The organism is Alcaligenes sp. Me129 (genome assembly GCF_050487245.1).
Classification (GTDB): domain Bacteria; phylum Pseudomonadota; class Gammaproteobacteria; order Burkholderiales; family Burkholderiaceae_B; genus Alcaligenes; species Alcaligenes phenolicus.
Genome location: NZ_JBKQGX010000015.1, coordinates 44138 through 65831, shown reverse-complemented (window position 1 = coordinate 65831; position 21694 = coordinate 44138). Strand labels below are relative to the sequence as shown.

The 21694-nt window shown below is 56.1% G+C and carries 14 protein-coding genes; 7 read left to right on the top strand and 7 right to left on the bottom strand.

Going from position 1 to position 21694, the window contains the following annotated elements:
* Positions 1–21: 21 nt before the first annotated feature.
* A complete protein-coding gene (locus tag ACLPGZ_RS14980) occupies positions 22–1020 on the bottom strand; it encodes a Bug family tripartite tricarboxylate transporter substrate binding protein (protein WP_051316466.1) in 999 nt (332 codons plus the stop codon).
* Positions 1021–1361: 341 nt separating this feature from the next.
* On the opposite strand from ACLPGZ_RS14980, the gene acuI reads away from it, so the two are divergent.
* The 3 genes from acuI to ACLPGZ_RS14965 are packed head-to-tail and all read left to right on the top strand — an operon-like array spanning position 1362 to position 4294.
* Positions 1362–2348: an acrylyl-CoA reductase (NADPH) gene (gene acuI, locus ACLPGZ_RS14975; RefSeq protein WP_035273442.1), complete on the top strand. Its 987-nt coding sequence runs from the start codon at positions 1362–1364 to the stop codon at positions 2346–2348.
* 45 nt (positions 2349–2393) lie between these two features.
* Positions 2394–3545, top strand: coding sequence for a CaiB/BaiF CoA transferase family protein (locus ACLPGZ_RS14970; RefSeq protein WP_060186692.1), 1152 nt, complete (start codon positions 2394–2396; stop codon positions 3543–3545).
* Entirely contained in the window at positions 3542–4294 is a 753-nt protein-coding gene (locus ACLPGZ_RS14965) for an enoyl-CoA hydratase/isomerase family protein (protein ID WP_060186691.1), read from the top strand. The genes ACLPGZ_RS14970 and ACLPGZ_RS14965 overlap by 4 nt, the downstream gene beginning before the upstream one ends.
* A 117-nt stretch (positions 4295–4411) precedes the next feature.
* Here the strand turns inward: ACLPGZ_RS14965 and ACLPGZ_RS14960 are convergent, their stop codons facing one another.
* Complete coding sequence (locus ACLPGZ_RS14960) at positions 4412–5161, bottom strand: IclR family transcriptional regulator (protein WP_035273436.1); 750 nt, start codon at positions 5159–5161, stop codon at positions 4412–4414.
* 285 nt (positions 5162–5446) lie between these two features.
* Here ACLPGZ_RS14960 and ACLPGZ_RS14955 point away from each other — a divergent pair, with 285 nt between their 5' ends.
* Entirely contained in the window at positions 5447–5974 is a 528-nt protein-coding gene (locus ACLPGZ_RS14955; protein WP_060186690.1) for a DUF2478 domain-containing protein, read from the top strand.
* 117 nt (positions 5975–6091) lie between these two features.
* Here ACLPGZ_RS14955 and ACLPGZ_RS14950 read toward each other — a convergent pair whose 3' ends face one another.
* Both ACLPGZ_RS14950 and ACLPGZ_RS14945 read right to left on the bottom strand, forming a co-directional pair.
* A complete protein-coding gene (locus ACLPGZ_RS14950) occupies positions 6092–9379 on the bottom strand; it encodes an autotransporter outer membrane beta-barrel domain-containing protein (RefSeq protein WP_060186689.1) in 3288 nt (1095 codons plus the stop codon).
* Positions 9380–9564: 185 nt separating this feature from the next.
* A complete protein-coding gene (locus ACLPGZ_RS14945) occupies positions 9565–11523 on the bottom strand; it encodes an alkyl/aryl-sulfatase (protein WP_429641609.1) in 1959 nt (652 codons plus the stop codon).
* Between the two features lie 154 nt (positions 11524–11677).
* On the opposite strand from ACLPGZ_RS14945, the gene ACLPGZ_RS14940 reads away from it, so the two are divergent.
* Positions 11678–12436, top strand: coding sequence for a hypothetical protein (locus ACLPGZ_RS14940; protein ID WP_042486323.1), 759 nt, complete (start codon positions 11678–11680; stop codon positions 12434–12436).
* On the opposite strand, the gene ACLPGZ_RS14935 is transcribed toward ACLPGZ_RS14940, so the two are convergent.
* Complete coding sequence (locus ACLPGZ_RS14935; RefSeq protein WP_181900197.1) at positions 12433–16023, bottom strand: BTAD domain-containing putative transcriptional regulator; 3591 nt, start codon at positions 16021–16023, stop codon at positions 12433–12435. The two genes, ACLPGZ_RS14940 and ACLPGZ_RS14935, sit on opposite strands and share 4 nt — an antisense overlap.
* Before the next feature lie 365 nt (positions 16024–16388).
* On the opposite strand from ACLPGZ_RS14935, the gene ACLPGZ_RS14930 reads away from it, so the two are divergent.
* On the top strand, positions 16389–18035 hold the full coding sequence (locus ACLPGZ_RS14930; protein ID WP_429641607.1) for a long-chain-fatty-acid--CoA ligase: 1647 nt from the start codon (positions 16389–16391) through the stop codon (positions 18033–18035).
* Between the two features lie 198 nt (positions 18036–18233).
* On the opposite strand, the gene ACLPGZ_RS14925 is transcribed toward ACLPGZ_RS14930, so the two are convergent.
* Entirely contained in the window at positions 18234–19457 is a 1224-nt protein-coding gene (locus ACLPGZ_RS14925) for an amidohydrolase family protein (protein WP_429641605.1), read from the bottom strand.
* 378 nt (positions 19458–19835) lie between these two features.
* Positions 19836–20453 carry a LysE family translocator gene (locus tag ACLPGZ_RS14920; RefSeq protein ID WP_083054595.1) on the bottom strand — a complete coding sequence of 206 codons (618 nt, stop codon included), beginning with the start codon at positions 20451–20453 and terminating at the stop codon, positions 19836–19838.
* A gap of 362 nt (positions 20454–20815) precedes the next feature.
* Between ACLPGZ_RS14920 and ACLPGZ_RS14915 the strand changes: the two genes are divergently transcribed.
* Positions 20816–21694 carry a LysR substrate-binding domain-containing protein gene (locus tag ACLPGZ_RS14915; protein WP_115634406.1) on the top strand — a complete coding sequence of 293 codons (879 nt, stop codon included), beginning with the start codon at positions 20816–20818 and terminating at the stop codon, positions 21692–21694.

Here is a 21694-nt window from a genome sequence, read left to right as displayed (position 1 = left end):
TGTTGGTGTTTCTGTGAGCGTTTAGTCATCGCTCATCTTGATGGTCTTGAGCAGCTCGCTGTAATAAGCCCGACTCTGCTCCAGATCCTTGGCATACGCATCGCCGTCTTTCCAGCTGGCACTGACACTGATGCGGTGGAAACGCTCTTGAGTCTGCGGCTCGGCCAGAATTTCTTCGGTAGCCTTGGCCAGCTTCTTCATGACATCGTCAGGGGTGCCAGCCGGCACCGCCAGCCCCCAGAACCCTTCAAAAGGCAGGGCCAGATCAAAACCGGCTTCTTTCGGTGTGGGCACATCCGGCAGTTCGGGATGACGCACGCTGGCATAGGTCACCAGGGCTTTGGCCTTGCCGCTTTTCACCAGCTCCAGCCCGACTCCATCAATAAAGAAATCGATGTGATTGCCCATCAAAGCCGTCATGGTGTCTGCCGAGCCTTTGAACGGCACATGCAGCAAGTCCAGTTTCTCGGCGTTTTCCAGAATCTCTCCAGCCAGGTGGCCGCCAGACGCAATACCTGCCGAACCATAGGTCAAGGTGCCGGGCTCCTTACGGGCCAGCTCGACAAACTCTTTCAGATTGGAGACGGGCAAATCATTGCGCACCGTCATGATGGGCAGGTAACCGGCCAGACTGCCTACAAAATCAAAGCCCTTGATCGGGTCATAAGGCACGTCGCGTATATAGGGCAGCACGGTAAAGGCGGTGCTGGTGGCCAGCAACAAGGTGTAGCCATCAGGTTTGGCGCGACCGACGATCGACGTGCCCAGCGAGGTGGTGCCGCCGGGCCGGTTTTCAATCACGATGGGAACGCCAAGCTTGACGCGCAGACGGTCGGCAAACAGACGCGCCAGATTGTCGCTGTTACCGCCTGGGGGATAGGGAACCACAAAGGTCACTTCACGGCTGGGATAGGTATCGGCCGCGATGGCCGCCGGGGCAGAAAAGCTGCTGACTGCCGCCAGTCCCGAGACCAGCACTGTGCGTAGAAACCCTGTGCGCGAAAAAAAAGAACTGAACATGATCCTTGCCTCCTGTGTGAGAGTTTTTCTCTCTTGGTGTTCCAATATATAGAACGCTGTTCTTGTTTTTGATATTAAAAATGCCGTGAGAACGGCTTGAATACAACAGACAGCAACAACACAAGCAACTTAGGACAACGGTTCAAATAGTGGGATATTTGATTTCAGGTGTCAACTATTAAACCCCTTCGGGATTTCCCCAGTTCGATCATCTGGTCGCATTGGGCTTGACCGCAACGAGCTTCTGGATAAAATGAAAACACTGCTTTTCCATGTCAATTTGAAGAACGCTGTTCCAAATATCAGAACACAAACCCTTAACTGATCGAAGGAATTCACTCATGTTCTCTGCCATCGTCATCGACAAAACCGACGGCCAATACAAAGCCAGCCTGCAATCCCTGGACGAGTCCGCCCTGCCCGAAGGCCAGGTTACCGTCCGCATCGACTACTCCACCCTGAATTTCAAAGACGGCCTGGCCATGACGGGTAAATCCCCCGTAGTGCGCCAGTTCCCCATGGTGCCCGGCATCGACTTTGCTGGCACGGTGACGGACAGCAGCGACCCGAATTTCAAGTCCGGCCAGAAAGTGGTGCTTAACGGCTGGGGCTTGGGTGAGGTCCATTGGGGCGGTCTGGCACAGCAAGCACGCGTGAAAGGCGATTGGCTGATTCCCCTGCCCGACGCTTTCTCCACCCAGCAAGCCATGATGATAGGCACCGCCGGCTATACCGCTGCACTGTGCGTGCGTGCCTTGCAGCGCCAAGGCGTCACGCCTGACAAGGGCCCGATTCTGGTGACAGGTGCCGCGGGTGGCGTGGGCAGTGTCAGCGTGGCCCTGCTGCATGCCCTGGGCTACACCGTCATGGCCAGCACAGGCCGACCTCAGGAAGAAAGCTATCTGAAGGCGCTGGGCGCCAGCGAGATTGTGGACCGCAACACCTTGAGCGAACCGGGCAAGCCACTGGGCAAGGAGCGCTGGGCCGGAGCCATCGACAGCGTAGGCAGCCATACCCTGGCCAATGTCTGCGCAGGCACGCAATACCTGGGCGCAGTCGCCGCTTGCGGTCTGGCCCAAGGCATGGATTTCCCCGCTTCCGTGGCCCCCTTCATTCTGCGTGGTGTGCAATTGATTGGGGTGGACAGCGTCCATTGCCCCAAACCCGAGCGCCTGGCGGCCTGGGACTTGCTGGCCAAGCATTTGTCTATCGAAGCCCTGGAGCGCATCGGCGCCAGCACCATCACACTTTCCCAAGCCATTGATCAAGCCGGCCAGTTACTGGAAGGCAAGGTACGCGGCCGCATCGTGGTTGATGTGAACGCATAAGGCCCTGTCGGCCCCCATCTACCTATCATGCTCTGGAGCTGATTCATGGATACGACATTGCCCCTGAACGGGGTTCGGATACTGGAATTTTGCAATGTGGCCGCAGGCCCGTACTGCGGTATGTTGTTGGCCGATATGGGGGCCGACGTCATCAAGATCGAACACCCCAAAGGGGGTGACACCTTGCGTAGCTGGCCGCCCATCAACCAAGGATATAGCGAGAACTTTGCTTCGCTGAACCGCAACAAGCGCTCGGTAACGCTGGATCTGAAGAACCCCGAAGATGTAGCCAAGGCACGTCAACTGGTACAGGATGCAGACGTCTTGCTGGAAAACAATCGGCCCGGCGTCATGCAGCGCTTGGGGCTGGATTATGAAAGCCTTAAGGCCCTGAATCCCAGACTGCTGTACTGCTCAATTTCTGCCTACGGACAAAGCGGCCCCCGCTCGCAGGAAGGCGGTTTTGACCTGACGATTCAGGCCATGAGCGGCGTGATGAGCGTGACGGGCGAAGCAGGTGGCGCCCCCGTCAAATGCGGTGTTCCACTGGCGGACTTTGCGGCCGGTTTGTATGCGGCGTTTGCCATCAGTGCCGCCTTGCCTCAAGCCCGCGCCACCGGTCAGGGCGCACATATCGATGTGCCCATGTTGGGGACCACCCTGGCCATCGCCGCACTGCAAACCTCAGAGTATTTCGGCAGTGGTCGCGACCCGGACAAGCTGGGCTCCGCCCACCCCCGTAATGCCCCCTACCAGGCGTTCCAGTGCAAAGGCGGTTACTTCGCCATGGCAGCGGGCAACGATGCGCTGTGGCGCTCCGTCTGTCAGGTTGTAGAACGCCCGGACCTGACCGAGGACGAGCGTTTCACCAGCACCACCCTGCGCGCCAAACATCAAGACGCCTTGCGTGAACTGCTGGAAGCCATTTTTGCGCAGCACGACTCCGAACATTGGCTGACGCAATTCCGTGCCCAAGGCGTACCCTGCAGTCCCATCAACCGCTATTCCGACGTGCTGCGAGACCCGCAGGTCGAGCACATGGAGTGGGTGCAAAACATTCGCCTGCCGGGCACAGACACCGAGACGCGCACCTTTGTCTCGCCCCTGCGTATCAATGGAGTGGGCTTGCCCGTCCGTATGGCCCCCCCGGCATTGGGCGAACATAACGACAGCATCTTGCACGGAGTTACCCCATGACAGAGCCGTATTGCAGCAGCAGTCCCGGCCTGAACGTGGACTGCGCGGGCAAAGTCTGGACACTGACGCTGAACCGGCCTGACAAGCGCAATGCCTTGTCGGCCGATCTGGTCGAAGCCTTGATCGCGGCCGTGCAGGCCGCGGAAAAGGCCCAGGCGGATCTGCTGATATTGCGTGGTGAGGGCCGCAATTTCAGTGCCGGTTTTGACTTCAGCGACTACGAGCAACAAAGCGAAGGGGACCTGGTACTGCGCTTTATCCGCATCGAAACCCTGCTGCAAATGCTGGCCCATACGCCTTGCGCCACGCTGGCCCTGGCGCATGGGCAGAACTTCGGCGCCGGGGTGGATTTGATTGCTGTTTGTCGTCAACGTATCGCCAGTGCCGATGCCCGCTTTCGCATGCCTGGATTGCAGTTTGGTCTGGCACTGGGAACAGGCAGACTGGCTGCCCTGATCGGCGGCCAGCAGGCTCATCAACTTCTGGCAGGAAGCCAGATTTTTGATGCTGCCAAAGCGGAGCAACTGGGTTTTATTAACGGCATACAAGAGCCCGATACATGGCCTGCTGTCATCGAGCAGGTTCAACAGACTGCGGGCTTGCTGGACGCCACCAGTCGCACCTATCTGCATCAGTTAACGGGCTGCCCACAACAAGCTGATCGGGATATGACAGCCTTGGTACGCTCTGCTTCCGCACCCGGCCTCAAACAAAGAATTGCGGCCTTCCGGCAAGCCGCAAAACCTTGAACTTTCTTTCCTGAATGGAACTGCCCCCAAAAACTGGAGACGCATCCAGATTTTGGGGGCAATTTGCATCCGGGCGGCTTCTTGCAGCCCGGACAAGCTGACTGGGGCTGTAGCAGCTTAACGGCCGCTATAGCCCAAACGGCGCGAGATCTGTGCCGCTGCCGTCATCAAGGTTTTACCGGCCTGAACCAGCCGGGCTTCCTCCAGACGTTCCGCAGGCCCGGAAATACCCAAAGCCGCCACCACCATTCCACGACTATCGTAAATAGGCGCAGCCGCCCCCACGACCTGCTCACGCCATTCGCCACGGTTAATGGCATAGCCCTGATCACGCACCTGCTCCAGCTCTCGGCGCAAATCACCAAACTTGACCAAACTGCGAGGCGTATAAGGCTTGAGGCGGTTCTTGACCAGATTCAAGGTGTCTTCACTGGCCCATGCCAGCATGGCCTTGCCGGTTGCAACACATTGCGCAGGCGAGCGCCCGCCTACCGTGGTGTAGGCACGCACGGGCTGCGGGCTGTCTATCTTTTCGATATACAGCACCTCGACCCCGTCCAGCAGCGACAAATGCACCGTTTCCTGGGTTTGCTCGGCCAGCTCTTTCATGAAAGACAAGGCTTCCACCCGCACATCCAGACGATTGGCCAGGCCCGAGCCCAGCTCCCAGAGCTTCATGGTCAGCTCGTAGCGACCCGTATCTTCATTCTTGCGTGCAAAGCCCTGGTGAACCAGGGCCTGCAACAGGCGATGCACATTGCTTTTATTGAGCATCAATTGATTGGCCAGTTCGGTGACACCCGAACCGCGTTCGTGCTTGGCCAGGGCTTCCAGGAGCACCAGGCCCTTAACAAAAGTCTTGTCCAATCGAATATCCCATCAGTCACTAAAAGTGCATGAATTGTCTCATGGAACAGAACCACGCCATAGCCAGACAAGCCCGTATAGCAAAGCAGCAAGCGGCTTTCGCAACAGTTCCATCCGCTTTTCAAGCAGACAGGCTTCAAGACTTGAACCTTAAACAACAAGCCTGCTACCCACCAAGGCCAAACACCGGCCAGCAGCACAGAGGTTTTTCCGCTTTCCAGCCCAGGCCAAATGCGTGTACAAAGAGCCTTGCCTTCTCTTTCTACTGCCCGGAGCCACATCCCGATGGACACCACTTCCCCGCCTCTTGCCCTTGCGGCCATCGTGCACGCAGGCAAAGGCAGTGCCGACGCCTTGCTACTGGAATTCGTGCAGGAATTGCGCGCGAAGAACTATCGCGTCTGTGGTCTGGTGCAAGGTCCGGAAATTCAGAAGGAAGACCATAGCCTGCGCACGGTGCAGGATCTGGACAAGGGCACGCTGTATCCCATTACCCAGAACCTGGGGGCGGAATCCACCGCCTGTTGCCTGGACATTGGTGCCTTGCTGGAAGCCAGCGAAGTACTGCGGCAGGCGCTGGAAAGCCCAGCTGATCTGGTGATTGTGAATCGCTTTGGAATCATGGAAGCGGACGGCCAGGGCTTTAACAACGAGATCATGGCCTTGATCGACCAGGGCTACCCGGTGCTGACTGTTGTGGCCCACACCTACCTGCCTGCATGGCGTGAGTTTACGGGTGGCCTGGCGGTGGAACTGGAGCCGGAGCGTCAGGCACTGTGGGACTGGTTCGAGAACAGCCGTCAGGCCGCCTGAAGGCCTCCAACGGGGCTAGCGTGATCCAATTTACGGAGCTGCCAGAATCAATCCGGCAGTTCCCTATCAAATTATCATGGCTAACAAATAGCCCTTCAAAACCCCGGCTAACCCCGCCTAGAACGCCCAGTTCAGCGACACATTCCCCGAAATATCTGCCCGGCTATTGCCCAGCAAACGGGTCCCTGCGGACACACCCAAACGCAAACGCTCGGAGCTTTGCAGCGTCAAGCCCGCCCGCAAAGCCAGCGCATGGCTATCGACACGCGCATAGCGACCATCAAAACCTGTCTGTGGTGAAGCCTCAAACTGTGCATATTGTGTCTGCTTGCGGCCCAGCAAAGCCTGCTCCCAGGAAGCGGAGACCCCGGTCTGTAAACGACGGCCCTGCTTCAACTCCCAAACCTGACTGACAGCCAGACCCAGCGACGCTTGCAAGGAATGGGCACGGGTCGAATCCAGCTGCAAGAGGCTACCCGCATCCCCCTCTTCACGTAAACCAGGGCGGCTGTAACGCAGATAGTCCAAAGCCAGAACCGGACCTATGCTGCCTGCCTCGCCCAAGGGCCAGCTATAGGCAGTCTGAAGACCCGCTGCAAAGGTATGGCCAGTCCAGTCAGATTTGGGATTGGCCTGATAGTCAGAAAACGCGATACGTCGGTTCAATTTGCCCTGTTCCAAGCCCATACGAACTTGCGCCAGACCTTGCCAGCCCTCACGAGCATCAGCACGGTACAAGGCATGCACACCGGCACCCAACCCCGTCAGCGTGCTCTTGGCCTGATAAGGGGCATCTATATTCAAGCTTTGCTCATTGGCGGTTGCATGGGCACCCAAGCTCCAATCGCTGCCTGCAGCGCGATGTTCCGCACCGAACACGACACCATAAGTCTGGCTGCGGTGGTCTACATCATTGCTGCTTAACTGCCAGTGATAACGGCCACCAAAAGGCTGGATGAAAGTCTGCCAGCCATCCTTGCCCAGGCCAGGGCGCTGACGCAGTTGCTCGGATACCAACTGCTCGCGACGCAAGCTGGCCGCCAATTGAGCCCCATAAGCACCAGCACTTAACTGATTGAGTGCGTCACCAATCTCGCTGCCATCCGCTGCGGAGAAGTCCAAAGCCTGGTAGACAGAGGCCAAGGGACGCTGTTTGTCAGTCGAAGCCTGCTCCAGACTGCGGCCCACGGCACCCGCATTCGGATTGCCTGCGTAGGGCGAATAAGCCGTTGCCTGACGGCTGACCGACCAGCCAGCGTTATTCACGTGCACGCTCAGGCTGGGCGAATTCAGGCTGGCAGTCAGCAGATCAAAACCACCCTGGGTCTGTGTGGCCTGAAAGACCGTGTTCTGGCTCAAGGACCAGCCATCGGCATACCAGTCAGGCTGCAATTGCAGCTTCAATTCACCAGCCAGTTGAGCCAGACCTTGCACTTCAATCCGGTCATGCTGACGCGTGTCGGCTTCGATCAATACCCGGCCTTCAGGAGCCTGAACAAAATCGCCTTGAATCGTCATCTGACCAAAGGAGTTACCCGGACTCAAGGTGCCGTGATTACTGAAATTACCTTCCGGATTGATGGCGTAACTGCTATTGCCGCTTAAGGTAGCACCCGCATCCACACGCAGGCCGAGCAGCTGATGCTGGCCATTGAGCGAGCTTTCGCCCCCTGCAATCACCACGGCCAAGTTGTCCGCGCCCTGAATATTGCCGTCATAACGCAGGCGGAAATCAGGATCGGCCTCTAGCGTGGCACGCCCTTGCTCACCTGCTTTCTGCCCAAAATTCACATGGGTGACAAACAGCTCGCCGTTGCTTTGACGAGTGGAATAGTCAGACAGGATATCGCCCTGAATCCGGGCACCTTGCATGACGTTGATATTCTCAACCTGTGCATTGCTGGAAATCTGGATAGCGGCTTTCTTGCCCGACAAGAGCCCGGCTAAATGGTAGTCCTTGATGAGTGCGCCCTGCAAAATCTCGGGCACATAGCCAAGCGGCTTGTTCTCCAACGGCGAGAACCATTGCCATGAACCATGATAACCATCCTGATTGCCCCTGGCGTTATTGCCAAAATCAAACAAGGCCGCCACCCCGTCCTCACCCTCCGCACGCACTTCGCCCTGCTGCACGATCGTGTGATTACGACCATAGCTGAACTGCAGACCACGACCAACCCAACCCTGGGCATGGATACGTGTGGAGGCCGGAATAATCAGTGTGTTTTCACTACCGTCCACCCGCACGCCTATACCGCCAGGGCCGGCGCCAAGCAAATCCGCCGCTTGGGTAATCGTATTGCGCTGGCCATAAATGTGCAGGCCCAAGCCCTGAGTCGCGGTGTTGTACTGCCCCGGCAGATACGCTGTACCCTCGGCATTACGCGCAAAGAAACCATTCTGATTGACCAGAGTGACGTCATCCCCGTAAACCGAATAACCATAGAAATTACGCCGGTCGATCTGCAAGCCCAGATCCTGCATCACCGCGATTTCAGCTTCCATGAAGTTGGTGTAATTGCGGTAACGTTGATGGCTCATCAGGCTGTTGCGCAACTCGCTGTGACTCATGTAATCCGTGTCTATACCGGCAGCAGGATTGTCATGAAAAGTCAGAATGCTGACCGGGACGCCGGGCATGGCATCACCCAACACCTCCTGCACATGCTGGCCGGTAAAGTAGCCCTGATCCTTGCGCAGATCGAAGGCCTGCGCATCATAGGGATGACTGCAAGGCGTACACAGAATGTTCTGCTCAGGGCGGGCCGGATTGCCATTGTCATCCCGCAAACCCGCCGCCCACCGATTCAGGAAAGGAGCAAACTGCGGTGTACCTGTGCCAGGCCCATTCCTGTCGGCAACCACATTCCCCAAACCCAGGGCATGCGCCAACTCGTGAAAAATGACCCCGTTATAGTCCGCCTGACCCGTCAAGGGTAATTGGCTGGGATTGACCGGGGCCGTATCAAAGGGCATCAGCCCGATATTGATAATCCCATGGGGGCTGTCGTAGTCCTCTGGCGACAAGGCATTGAACAGAGCGGCCTGCAGCATGGAAACCGCCACCGGATCACCCGCCATCAACCAGGGATCGCCGCTGGCAGAGGCACCGGGCGCCGCGAAGGTGCCCAGATGGACAACGCCGGGACGGTAATTCGGCGGCAGAATCAGGATTTCAGCCCAGCGCTCCAGCGCCGCACGAATCTTGCGGCGGCCATTTTCGTCCACATCAAAAGCAGACGGCCCAATATTGCCATAGGGACCATCCTGAGGGCCAAAGACCCGCAGTTCAAAGGCCGCTTCCCCTTTCTTGTTATAGATAATCTCAGTCTGATAGGCGTGGGCGCTGGCCGAAGCGGCCAGCAAGACACCAGCACTGAACAGGGTTTTCAAAATCGCGGACATGAGCTTGGGCTCCAGGCGTGGGCAATACACAAGACGTCCCGTGTAGTAAACGCCCCAGGGACAACCTCCGAGCAAGCACATTAATGCAAATAAAGCCTGGAAACCGTTTAATTCGTGCCACCCAAAACCCTTGTCGCCACATAGCAACAAGCACGCAGCCAGGCTGCGTGCTCCTGACTACCTGCTCAAGGCGTCACGATGTTGAACCACAAGCCGGGTTCCTCAAACAAACCCGCAAATTCCTGGAACTTGCGACCCGCCCCTTGCAACTTGGCACGATCCGTTTTCATAGCCGTTTTCCAGTCCAGCATCTTGCCTTGGATCAGTTTGAAATCCGCCAGGCTAACTGACATGGTGGCCTGAGCCGGCAAACCGGGGCGCGTACTGTAATTGAGCACCGAATTGCCAATGCTGATGGTGTAGGTCGTATCTATATCCACAAAGTGAAAAGCAACCGTCAGCTCCTTGTCTTTGACCTTTTCATCGTCCAGACGCACAGCCATCAAGTCAAACATCATCTCTGGCGTCAGTGCGGCCAGCATATCGGCGTTATTGTTCGGCGGCACAGGCAAGTCCGGCGCTCCATTGCGCAGTTCCAAAGCCCCTTGCAGGTAGATGGAACGCCACGGCCCGGATTCGGCCTGATAACCCAGCTGCTCATAGCTATTGGCCAGCAATTGGCGCGCTTCCGTATCTTTGGCATCGGCAAAGACCAGATGCTTCACCACCATGGCCACCCAACGGTATTCGCCACGATCGAAGTCTTCCTGGGCTTTTTGCAGCAGACGATCACGCCCTATATATTCCACATACTTCGCCCCCGCTGCCGTGGGTGGCAAGACATCCAGGCTGGAAGGATTGCCGTCGTACCAACCCATGTAGTACTGATACACCGCCCGCGCATTGTGCTTGAGCGTGCCGTAATAACCGCGCGTCGCCCAGTCTTTCTGCAAGGACGCGGGCAGCTCGATCAGCTCGGCAATTTCTTCGCCGGTATAGCCCTTGTTCATCAGGTTCACGCTGCGATCGTGAATGTACTTGTACAGATCACGCTGCTTGATCAGGTAATCGTGGACCTGCTCCTTGCCCCACACAGGCCAGTGGTGCGCCTGAAACTTCACCTCCGTGCCATCGCCAAACAGATCAATTGTTTCATTGATGTAGTTGGCCCATTCCCTGGCATCCCGCACCTGTGTACCGCGCAAGGACAGAATATTGTGCATGGTGTTGATAGTGTTCTCGGCCATCCACATGGCTTTGAACTGCGGCAGGTAGGTATTCATTTCTACCGGAGCCTCGGTGCCCGGCGTCAGTTGCATGACCATTTCAACGCCATCCACCACCAGTTTTTCACCCGACCTGGACACCGAACGCGTAGGCGCAATCAGGGAGACGGAACCCAGCGGATTAGTCATGCCCAGCCCCGAGCCCACGCTGTGCTCCGGACCGCGCGGCAAGAAGGCCCCGTACATATAAGTCGCACGGCGCTTCATGGCATTGCCGGCAATCACCCCTTCGCTGATGGCATGCTCCACAAAACCTTCTGGCGCAATGATCTGTACCTGCCCTGAATCCACCGCGGCCTGATCCACCAGTCCCTTGGCTCCGGCGTAATGGTCTATGTGGGAATGGCTGTAAATAATCGCCTTGATGGGGGCGGCCTGCACATGCTTTTGCAGCAAGGCATACGCAGCGGCGGCCGTTTCGGTAGAGGTGCCCACATCAAACACAATCCAGCCGCTTGTGCCGCGTACAAAAGTGATGTTGGACAAGTCATAGCCGCGCACCTGATAAATATTGTCCGTCACCTTGTACACGCCATCGAGCAGGTTCAACTGCGACATACGCCACAAGCCCGGATGCACCGTGCTGGGCGCAGCGCTATCGGGCTTGATGAAGGCCTTGTAGGAATCCAGATCCCACACCACGTTGCCGTTCACGCCTTTGATCTGCAGGCTGGGCTCGCGATAAATCAAACCGCGCTGAGCATTCTTGAAATCCTGGGTGTCATCAAACGGGAGCGTTTTCATCCACTGAGCGTGGCGCTCCTGCGTTGCCTGCGTGGCAGGTGCGGCCTGTGCCTGCCCCAAACCCGCACTGACTACTGCCGCCAGCATGACTGTTCTTATTGCTGCATGTGCCATGACACGCTCCTCCTGATGGGCTTTTTCAACAAGCGTCTCATTCTGGGAGCAAAGCGGACCTGATAGCCCAATCTGCGGATTTGCCACAGTGGCCCGCTTTAAATGCTTTTTCAACGCCGCTTTTCTACCTTCTGTTTTTCGAGGAGGTATGCATATGCAAAAGACAATATTTGGCCTGTTGGCCACCAGCCTGATCAGCACGGGTGCCCTGGCCCAGTCCCAGAACGACGCCAATAACCCGCTGAGCCCCCGGCCCATGGTCAGCCTGCACGACTACTACGTGCCCGAGCTGTACAAGCTCGACAATGCCTGGGCAAACCAGACGGTGCTGCGTGCCGTCCTGCCCAACAAGACCTTTGGTCTGCCGCAGCTATGGCGTTTGAATGTACCGATTGTGGCCTTGCACCATGATCGTCTGGGCAGCAAATCCGGCTTGGGCGACATCACCTTCATGGATGTATTCATGAAAAACGCAGGCAGTTTTTCCTATGGCATCGGCCCCTTGCTGGTGATGCCTACGGCATCGAACGATTTGCTGGGACAAGGCAAATGGCAAATTGGCAGTGCAGCAGCTTTGGTTGCCAGCCGGGATTGGGGTCTGGCAGGCGGGCTACTGACCTTTCAACAATCCTTTGCTGGGGACTCGGACCGCGAGAAGGTCAAGATGGCCACCTTCCAGCCCGCTCTGTTCTATAACCTGCCCAATGGCTTTTACCTGCGCTCCAGCGGGGTGTGGACCTTTGATCTGAAAAACCACACCCATCACATTCCTGTAGGTCTGGGTCTGGGCAAGGTGTTCAAGCCCGGCAAGAGCGTGATCAACGCCTTTATCGAACCACAATACTCCGTGGACAAGAAAGGCGCAGGAGCACCGGTATGGCAAATTTTTGCGGGTATCAATTTCCAGTTCTAACCGGGCTGGCGCTGGATCCACACACTGCGCGCCGCCAGATCGGGCAAGCGCTCGCGCCGATGTCGGATCCAGCCTTCATAGGCGTACAAGCCGCTGCGCAAGACTTCTTGCTGGGCCTGCGCCCAGCAAACCTGCGCCTGCTGTCTATCCGCACGGACCCAGGCCAGATCCCCCCGCAAGCAGTCAAGTTCCGGCAGATACAGGGTAGAAGCCCGCTCCTGCGCGATCTGGCCAACTTGATCCAAAGCCTGGCTGGCACGTTCGATTTCACCTTGGGCCAAATGGCAGCGGGCCACAATGCACAGAAAAGCATCCGTCGCCAAAGGCATGCTGCGTGCAAACTCGGGCAACAGCCCCAGCAGGCGCTCCAGCTCCGAGCCTGTTTCTTCACCTCGCACCAAACGGCAATACAGCACATAGGTTTCAGCCACGGCACACCACACACTGCCAGGCAAGACAGGTTGCAACATGCCCAGCAAAGCCTGACTGCGGCCAGCCAACATGTCCAGATTGCCTTGCAGATACAGGATGCGCAGCATCTGGATTTCTGCAATCACCGCCGAAATTCGAGACTGACTTTGACTGGCCAGAAACTGGGCATGGCGAGCATTGGCAATGCCCTGCTCAAAGCGCCCTTGCAGCACTTGGGCCAGCCCCAACAGGCTGTACACCAAAGCCGGACAATGATGCCCAAGAGCCGCATCCATGGCCGGAACGGGTTGCTCGTATGCCAGGGCACGCAGCGCCTCATCCAAGGCCAGCTCGGCCTGTTGCACACGACCTTTCCAGAACAGATATTGGGCCTCGGCATACAAACCCCAGCCATACCAGGCGCTTTGTCCCTGACGTCGCGACTGTTCCTGCAATTGCTTGGCATGGGCCAGACTTTCCGGCAATTTGCCAGCACCATGCAGCATCACCCATTGGCCCCACAGCACGGGCAAATCATCCTCACCGCCCTCACTACGTCCAGCAGCCTGCTCGTAAGCTTGCGACACGGGCATGGCGGCAGGTCCGCCACGACTGATTTCCAGCGCCCCCAAGGTGACGTAGCTGTCGCGCTCGTACTGACGGCGCAACTGCACATCGCTCATGTATTGCAGGCTGCTCAGAACCTGCGACAACTGTTCTGCCGCTTGCAGGTTGTCACCACTGCGCAGCGATGTATCAATGGCTTTACGCCACCAGATGGCTGCTTGCTCGCTTTGCGCCTGCGCCAGACAAGCGGCAATTTCTTCTTCAGCCTGCTGCATTTGAATCAGGCTATGGGCAAGCTTGCCGTACAAAGCCTTGCTTTCTTCCTTGGCAATCAAACGTCGCAAGGCGGAACGCATCACTGGAGCGCAAGAAATCTGGCCCTGGCTGTCTTGCTGCAACAAGCCTTTGTCCAACAGGCTGATCCAGGATTGCTCTACAACGCCTAAAGGCAAATTGCAGGCCTGGGCCAAACCCGCAGGCGTGGCACGCTCCCACAACACAGTCATCAAGAGCACGCAACGGCTGTCCGCATCCAGTTGCTCCAAACTCAGCAGCAAGCGGTCTGCCAGACGTGGCAAGTAATCCAGCGGCATGCCAAAACGCTGCAAATGCAGCATGTCCTTGATCAACATGGGATTGCTCAAACGCTGGCTACGAATCTGTGTACTGGCGTCCGAGGACAGGCGCTTGCCACGTGCATAAAAGCTCATCGCCTTACCCACATCCGCCTCGGACAAACTACGCAAAGCCATACTTTGAGCAAAGTCCAAAACCAACTGAGCCTGACGCGACAAGATCAATAACAGGACCCCAGCAGACTGCTTTTGCACTGCAGCCCATATCGCCGCCAAGCTGTTTTGATAACCGGCATCCAGTACATCAACATGGTCCAGAATCACCAGCACAGGCTGGTTCTGACTAGTAAAGGCCTGCACCGCCGCCAATAGCAAACGGCACGGATCGGGTACCACTTGGGTATCTTCCGTATTCAGACAGTGAACATCTTGCAGCACTTGATCCCAATGAGAATCAGACAGGCCAAACCAGGCCTGCAGGCACTGACTTAACGCAAGAGGCAAGTCCTGGGTTCCGTTCCCTTCCCCTAGACTAGCCTGCATCATCTCGCGCACGCCTTCCAACACATCCTGACGCGAGAAATCAATCAGCAAGGGCTGCCCGCCATCGCGAACAACGTAGCTGCGAAAGGCTTCGGCCAAACGAGATTTGCCCGAACCCAGATCACCATGAATTCTGAAGGCGGCTTTGTGAGACTGACGGCTGCACTGCTGCCATTGCGCCACCAGTTGCTCGAACTCGGGTTGACAGCCATAAAGAGGATCGTTCATCCACCTCCCCTCTCCCAAGCTGAAATAAACACCCTCCGGGCCTCGATGCTGATTGATCTGCCAATCCGCCATACGAGCAACGGCCTGCGCGCTCAGCAGAATCTCGCCATGCCTGGCCTTCCACACCAAAGGCATGACCAACTGCCCAAACAGGCTATGTGTATTGACCTGCTGTTCGTCCACCAAGGCCAGGCTCACATGCACTACCTGACCGATACTGATCCCCGGCGGCGTTCGCAAAGCACGAATCACGCAAGCCAGTTCAACCGCCCGACTCACCGGCTCGGACTGCGCATGTGGCCAGCCAAAATGAGCCAACAAGGTGGACCCGCTGGACTGACTTAACCAAGCCCCGTGCTGACGCAAAATATCCAGCAATTGCTCGTGCCAGGATTCCAGATACGCCACGGCTTGATCCGGCACCAGATCGCCATCCAGATGCGCCTCGGAGTCCTCTGCTGGCAGCCAGGACAGTGCCAAGGCCAGCGTGGCAACCGTACGATGAGCCTGGGCGGATTTGGGGGGTGTCTTGCTTGTTGCCACCGGCCATTGGGCTTGGGCCAGGCGGCGGGTTTCAGGATCGGGACGTACTCCCAGGTACTGACGCAAAGCCTGCTCGCAATGAGCATAGGCTTGCAAGGCGGCCTGCCTGTCCCCTCTTTGCATCAAGACACTGATCAAGAGGCGGTGATAGACCTCCTGCTCGGGAGCTTGCTGCACCCACTCCTGCGCCAATGCAAGCGCCTGATCCAGTTGACGAGCCTGCAAGAGCTGCTCGAAAAGGCGGGCACGCAAGCTAAGCAATTCCAAAGCAAGGCGATCTTCCCAGCTTTGTCGCCAGGAAATAAAAGTTTCAGTATCGGGGGATTGAATCGCGTCTAGAAAAGGACCGACATACAGGCTCAAGCGCTGTGAAAGACGAGCATTCTGCGCGGCATCGGCCTGCAGAAATTCCAGCACATCCATTTGCACGCTTTCAGGCTTGAACGCCATTGCACCTTCGGCATTGGCGACCAGACAAGCGGCCTGCTCGCCCAGGGCCTTGCGCAACACATGCAGCGCGTGGCGCAAGCGCGATAGTGCCTTGTCTCGTGTCAGATCTGGCCAAAGCATTTGTGCCAGCCGCTCGCGCTGCAGCGCCTTGCCTTGCGCCAGGCACAGCACCGCAGCCAGCAGTTTGACCTTGTCATAGCTAAGCAATGCAGTGCGATCCACCTGATCGACAATAAAGCGAAATGGGCCCAGCAAACCTAGCACGATCATTGAACGATGCTCCGAGCACAGGGCCATTTCGGCCCAGCGTCACTCGTGTCAAATTGACAGCAAATCCGACACTACGTCTTAAAAAAGCTGTAATTAGCTGCCGATTGTACTCAAAGCCCTTCAATCTTCAATCAAAGAGTATTAATTGTGTCCAGAAATTTCCCGGGGTTCCGGATTTTGTAGAAGCCTTGGCATTGCGCAAGCAAACATAAACGACTACGTAGACGTATTTGTGAGTTTTAGGCTACTGTTCCTGAAGAGGCCATGACAGTCAGTGGTGTAAATTCATCCATCTGCTGCTCCCAATCCCCATGTTGTAGGGCCCGTCAGTTCTGTTTGATTTACTCCCAGGGAGGACGAAGACCATGCTTGGCATGATGATGAATACCCCACTGCTAGTATCATCCATACTGCGTCACGCAGCGAACTATCACGCAGACCGAGAGGTCGTCTCGCAAACCGTTGAGGGCCACATTCACCGGTACACCTATACCGAGCTATCCAAACGCAGCCAGCAACTGGCCAATGCGTTGAAGAAAATGGGCCTGCAACATGGCGACCGTGTCGGAACCCTGGCCTGGAATGGCTATCGTCACCTGGAGTTGTACTACGGCGTATCGGGCTCGGGCCTGGTGTGCCACACCATCAACCCGCGTCTGTTTCAGGATCAAATTGGCTACATCATTGAACACGCAGACGACAGCGTGCTGTTTGCCGACCTGAACTTCATGCCGATTCTGGAGTCCTTGGCCGATCAGCTGTCCAAGCTGAAAGCCGTGGTCATCATGACGGACGAAGCGCACATGCCCAAGTCGGACCTGCTGCCCAACCTGCAGTGCTATGAAACCCTGATTGCGTCTGAATCCGATCATTTCGACTGGCCGGTGTTTGATGAGAACACGGCCTCCGGCCTGTGCTACACCTCCGGCACCACGGGCAACCCCAAAGGCGTGCTCTACAGCCATCGCTCCACGATCTTGCATGCCTTTGCCTTGAGCATGCCCGATGCCCTGTGTCTGTCTGCTTCTGACACCATTACCCCCATCGTGCCCATGTTCCACGTCAATGCCTGGGGCCTGCCCTATGCGGCCTTGATGGTGGGCGCCAAACTGGTCTTGCCCGGCCCGAAACTGGACGGCGCCAGCCTGCATACCCTGTTTGAAAACGAAGGTGTCACCATGACAGCCGGTGTGCCTACCGTCTGGCTAGGCCTGCTCGACTGGATGCAAGCCAATGGCAAAACCTTCAGCAGCCTGCAACGTCTGGTGATTGGCGGCTCGTCTGCGCCTCCAGTCATGATTACCCGCTTCCAGAAGCTGGGTGTCAAGGTACGCCACGCCTGGGGCATGACGGAAACCAGCCCGGTCGGTCTGGCGGCTGCCCTGCTGCCCAAGCACGAGTCCTTGCCGGAGAACGAGAAACTCAAGCTGCTGGCCAAGCAAGGTCGTCCGCTCTTCGGAGTCGAGTTCCGGGTAGATGGCGACGATGGTCAACCCATTGCCCGCGACGGCAAGATGTTTGGTGCCATGATGGTGCGCGGCCCCTGGATTGCGGGTTCTTACTTCAATAGCAATGACACCTCTGCCCATACAGAAGATGGCTGGTTCAATACGGGCGACGTGGTGACCATTGATCAGGATGGCTTCATCCAGATCGTGGACCGAACCAAGGATGTGGTGAAATCCGGTGGCGAATGGATCAGCTCCATCGAGCTGGAAAACATTGCCCAGGCTCACCCGGCGATCAAGGAAGCAGCTGTCGTAGCCAAGCCCGACGAGCGCTGGGGCGAGCGTCCGGTTCTGGTGGTGCAGCTCCAGGACGACGCTACCTTCACCAAGCAGGACATGATTGATCTGTTTACAGAACAAGTCTCCAAATGGAGCATTCCTGATGAACTGATCGTGGTGGATGAACTACCTCACACAGCAACCGGCAAGCTCTTGAAAACCGCTATTCGCAAGCTGATTCAGGAGGATCTGAACAAGCTGGCTGCGCAGAACAAGGTGGGTTAACCAAGCTGCATCCAGCCAGATGCCTGACAGCAGAATCAAGGAGCCAAGCTCGGCTTTCTTGACGCGCAATCGCAAACAGCCCCCCGACAGTTATCCAACTGTCGGGGGGCTATTTTTTGCCTTTGCCATTGGCTTTGAAAGGGCCAGAATCAAGTCCAGTATCTATGGCTGATCGCCCATATCAACAGCATGCCTCCTTCAAGGATGCACGGGCGTAGGAATATCCCAGATATTGAGATCCGCATTCTCGCGCTCCCAGGCCCGCACAGAGAACTTGGCACGATTGAACAGACCCAGATAGTTTTCATAGCGAATCTTGTTGCCTATGGCCACTGGCAACTCGTCCAGAAACTCCCTCATCTTGGACAAGTCCGCATGGTACTGAGCAGGTTCCATCAAACCGCCTGGTGTCACTGACGTGGGAGGGGCCGACTCAAAGCGATTACGCGTAAAAATCACCACATCTGAACCCCACAGAATCCGGTTCTGGTATTCATTGAAGAAATTCAGCCAATCCTGGCGACTGGGCATGCCCGGCTCGGGATTCAACATATAGTCCTGCACCAGATCCCAGGAAATATCGGTAGACCAGCTGGGGCAGGCATCCAGCACTTCTTTCACGCGCGTAATGTGGTCGATGGTGGGTTTCACAAAACGCCCCAGGCCCGTATGCGCCCACACCACCTTGGCTTTGGGCGCATGTCCGCACACGTGCTTCAAGCCGTCCACATAGTCCTGATCGGGATAGGAATGCTCCAGCTCACCCTGGTAATTGACCTCTACCCGGTACATATCATTGTGCAAGATCGCGACCAGACCAATCTCTTCAATGGTCTTGAACAAATACTCCAGCGACTCGGAATACAGCGATACCTTGCTGCCATCGCCCGCATCAGGCGGTAGCGGCACAGAGGGGGCCTTGGTTTGTTCTACCGTTTCACCAGCCAGCTTGCTGGACACCAGCTCCTTGTGAATGGTGAACTCTCCCACCCCGGCAAACACGCCTGGAAAACTGAGCACCGCACGCTTGATATGTTGCGAGGCATATACGTCCATGGGATTGAAGGCCGTAATCATGACATCCAGCTTTTCCTGATACTGGGGCGGCAAGCGTTCGTACTCGCGCGCAAACATGGCATCCACAAAAGAGTAGTAATACAAGTCTGCTTTGGGGCCTATGTAGTAGTTCGGGCCATACATCTGATCGCCAGACTGTGCCTGGTACTGTTCAAACCCATCCCAGCGTTGCTGCAAAGGAATCGGCATGATGGTGGAGCGCACAATTTGCTGGCGATTGGCGCTCATATAGCGCTCTGCATATTCCTTTAAGGAAATACCTTGCATGGCGTAATTGGAAGCGTGGAAATGCACGTCTGCATACAGCTGGCTGGTATCCAGCCGGGGCTCCGGGCTTTGAGCCATAACACTGCTCTGAACCGCTGCGAATAAAGCCAGGCCAGACGCAGCCAGCGCTTTTGCGTTTATATGATGGCAAGTCATTCTTGTCTCCCTCTCTACAAGTAGTGTGCGAAACCTGAAACGGCAACGTAACAACCATACCCAGAGCGCCGTCAATAAATGACAGAAGATAACAGACATTCTTTTAAAGAATTTAACTCACATTCTTTTCCATACTTTTATATTTTTATTATTAATAGCCATACAAATATAATTCAAAATCAAATTAAAAATAAAATACTCAATTAAATTCTGAATTTAATTCAAACCAATTTATTAATCACTTCAATAATCAGGCAGTACAAATCGCCTGTGCACAGCACCTGCTCCCGCATGGCCGCCCTAAGACACCGAGTTGGCAAATAGCAGCGAAGCGCCCAAGCTGAACAAGGCCACGCCTATCACCCTGTCCAGCAATCTTTGCCGGGCCAGCATGGCTGCCCGCAAGCGCTTGTTTGAGAACACCAGCGCCACAATGCTGAACCAGACCCAATGGGCAAAAGACATGAAAAACCCATAAGCGAAATTCAGCCAGAACGATGCATCCGGCTGCACCAGCTGCGTAAAGGTGGCCACCACAAACAACATGGTTTTGGGATTCAAGGCATTGGTCAAAAACCCCATGCCAAAAGCTTGCCAGGCGCTGGGCATATTTCCCGCCTCACCGTCCGTATTCAAAACAGTGCGATTACAGAAAGACTGATAGCCCAAGTACATCAAGTACGCTGCCCCCACCACTTTCATCACCAGAAACAAGGTGGGAGACTGAGTAATCAGAATTGCAACGCCCAGCACCGTGTAGACCACGTGCACCTGCACCCCGGCAGCAATACCCAGAGCCGAAATCAGGCCAATCTTGCGGCCAAAGGAATAGCCATTACGAGTGACCATGGCAAAGTCGGGGCCTGGGCTGATCACGGCCAGGATAGTGATAGTGGCAACGGCCAACAGTTCATGCATTTTTAACAAGCCTAAGTTTGATGAAATCGGTGTGACAAGCTAGGTCAAAGGCAGCCAAACCACAGAGCCAGTCCTACACTCTAGGAATGAGATCGTTCCTTCGCGGACGATCTACCAGTCTGCAAAGACCGCTCCAGTCAGAATGTGAAAACCCTTCCTGGTGAGCTATGTATTCATCGAATTTATATAGTTTTTGCTATTCTCAACGGGACCAATCCAGATTTTCAAAACCCAAGAAAAACCCTCCAAAACTTCTATCGTTTTCTTGTTTTAATATTCGCTCTCAGGATTTCATTATTGATAATCCTGTGCTAATTTAAAAACGATAATTCCTGCGCTATTTCTGTGAGTTTTCATCGACCATGCAAATCCCCAATCTCACGGCCTTCCGCTACTTCGACACGGCCGCCAAGGCAGGCAGCTTTGTGCAGGCAGCCCAGCTGCTGCATGTCACTCACGGCGCGGTCAGTCGCCAGATTCGGGCGCTGGAAGAATCTTTGGGGGTAGAACTGTTTGAACGGCGCAATCGAGCTGTATTTCTGACACAGGCAGGCCGCCAGCTTTTGCATGTGACCGCGCCCATGTTCGAACGCTTGGAAGACGTGGTGTATCAGTTGCAGCAGACACAGCGTGAACATGCGCTGGTCGTTTCCTGCGAGCCCACCATTGCAATGAAATGGTTGATACCCCGACTGGGGGATTTTCACACTCTGCACCCTAATATCACCGTGCATCTGATTACAGCCGGGGGGCCAGTGAACTTTGCTCAAATGGGAGTGGATCTGGCCATACGCCGTGACGACTTTCATTGGGCAGACTCGGTCTGCGGCCTGAAATTGTGCGAAGAAATGATAGGGCCGGTCTGCCAGCCCCACTATCCCCACATCCAGGACACGGCCAAACAGGTGCTGATACAAAGCAGCTCCCGTCCGCAAGCTTGGGCCACCTGGGCGCGACTTAGCGACCAAGTCATACGCTCTGCCAACAAGCTGGAACTAGAGCATTTTTATTTATGTATCCAGGCCGCCTTGTCCGGACAAGGCATGAGTATTGTGTCGCGTCTGATGGTGCAAGATGAACTGCAAAGCGGGCAGCTCATTGCCCCGCAAGGATTCATTGCGGACGGCTCGGCGTACTACCTGCTCTCTCCCCAGGCTTTGGATCAAAACCCGCGTGCGGAAGTATTTGCCGACTGGTTAAGTGAGCAGCTTGAGCCCTCAAAGATGAACCCAAGCCAATAA

Bases quoted from the DNA above. Each gene is read 5' to 3' on its own strand.
- ACLPGZ_RS14915 (WP_115634406.1), top strand. From the start codon at position 20,816: ATGCAAATCCCCAATCTCACGGCCTTCCGCTACTTCGACACGGCCGCC.
- ACLPGZ_RS14920 (WP_083054595.1), bottom strand. From the start codon at position 20,453: ATGCATGAACTGTTGGCCGTTGCCACTATCACTATCCTGGCCGTGATC.
- ACLPGZ_RS14970 (WP_060186692.1), top strand. From the start codon at position 2,394: ATGGATACGACATTGCCCCTGAACGGGGTTCGGATACTGGAATTTTGC.
- ACLPGZ_RS14950 (WP_060186689.1), bottom strand. From the start codon at position 9,379: ATGTCCGCGATTTTGAAAACCCTGTTCAGTGCTGGTGTCTTGCTGGCC.
- ACLPGZ_RS14965 (WP_060186691.1), top strand. From the start codon at position 3,542: ATGACAGAGCCGTATTGCAGCAGCAGTCCCGGCCTGAACGTGGACTGC.
- ACLPGZ_RS14980 (WP_051316466.1), bottom strand. From the start codon at position 1,020: ATGTTCAGTTCTTTTTTTTCGCGCACAGGGTTTCTACGCACAGTGCTG.
- acuI (WP_035273442.1), top strand. From the start codon at position 1,362: ATGTTCTCTGCCATCGTCATCGACAAAACCGACGGCCAATACAAAGCC.
- ACLPGZ_RS14935 (WP_181900197.1), bottom strand. From the start codon at position 16,023: ATGATCGTGCTAGGTTTGCTGGGCCCATTTCGCTTTATTGTCGATCAG.
- ACLPGZ_RS14940 (WP_042486323.1), top strand. From the start codon at position 11,678: ATGCAAAAGACAATATTTGGCCTGTTGGCCACCAGCCTGATCAGCACG.
- ACLPGZ_RS14945 (WP_429641609.1), bottom strand. From the start codon at position 11,523: ATGGCACATGCAGCAATAAGAACAGTCATGCTGGCGGCAGTAGTCAGT.
- ACLPGZ_RS14925 (WP_429641605.1), bottom strand. From the start codon at position 19,457: ATGGCTCAAAGCCCGGAGCCCCGGCTGGATACCAGCCAGCTGTATGCA.
- ACLPGZ_RS14955 (WP_060186690.1), top strand. From the start codon at position 5,447: ATGGACACCACTTCCCCGCCTCTTGCCCTTGCGGCCATCGTGCACGCA.
- ACLPGZ_RS14930 (WP_429641607.1), top strand. From the start codon at position 16,389: ATGCTTGGCATGATGATGAATACCCCACTGCTAGTATCATCCATACTG.